This is a genomic window from Streptomyces sp. AC627_RSS907 (assembly GCF_019049165.1).
The window spans coordinates 1-888 of record NZ_JAGMUE010000991.1 but is presented as its reverse complement, the minus strand read 5'-3'; the positions used below and the strand labels follow the sequence as shown (position 1 = coordinate 888).

The window sequence follows — 888 nt, the reverse complement described above, 5'->3', positions numbered from 1 at the left end:
GCGGGGCAAGATGATCGCGTACTACGGCGACATCGACTTCCACGGCGTGGGCCTTGGCCGGCGCGACCGGCTCATCGCCCGCAGCTTCCACTCCCCCCTGCACGCCGCCGACTGGGTGGTGGCCGAGGGGCGCGGGAAGATGGTCCTCGCGGACCGGGCCTTCGACGTCAACTCGTACGACCTCGACGACGGAAACCTGACGATCCGCTCCGGCAACCTGCTCGCCTTCCAGCCGTCCCTGTCGCTCAAGCAGTCGATCGTGCCCGGCTTCCTGACGCTGATCGGCACCGGCACGTTCGTCGCGGCGTCCAACGGGCCCGTGGTCTTCATGGAGCCGCCGCTGCGCGTCGATCCGCAGGCCCTGGTGGGCTGGGCCGACTGTCCCTCGCCCTGTCACCACTACGACCACCAGTACCTGCGGGGCTTCCTCGGTGGCGTGCGGGCGCATACCGGATTCGGCGGAACCTCCGGCGAGGAGCACCAGTTTGAGTTCGTGGGAGCGGGCACCGTGCTCCTGCAGTCGACGGAGCAACTCATGGAGGAGATCGCCACCGGCGCCTCCCCCGACCAGGCGGGGGTACCGGTTCGTGATCGGTAGCCTGCGGAGTGTAACGTCGAACGCGTGACCTCAAGCAGCCGCATACATCCATTGGTTCAGAATTCAACTTCTTTAGGTAGAATCAATCACATGGAGACCGAGACCGGCACCAACTGGCTCACCGACGAGGAACAGCGCGCCTGGCGCGCCCACCTGGACGTCAGCCGTCTGCTCATGCACCAGCTCGAACGGGACCTGCAGCCGTTCGGCCTGACGAACAACGACTACGAGATCCTGGTGAACCTCTCGGAGTCCGAGGACCACCGGATGCGGATGAGCGACCTCGCCGC

At 66.3% G+C, this 888-nt stretch carries 1 protein-coding gene and 1 pseudogene; both read left to right on the top strand.

The window, feature by feature from the left end:
• The coding region (locus KUM32_RS39830; RefSeq protein WP_217146605.1) for an AIM24 family protein at nt 1–598 on the top strand (598 nt) is incomplete at its 5' end.
• Nucleotides 599–688: 90 nt separating this feature from the next.
• Nucleotides 689–888, top strand: a pseudogene (locus KUM32_RS39825) (MarR family transcriptional regulator); the annotation flags it as partial.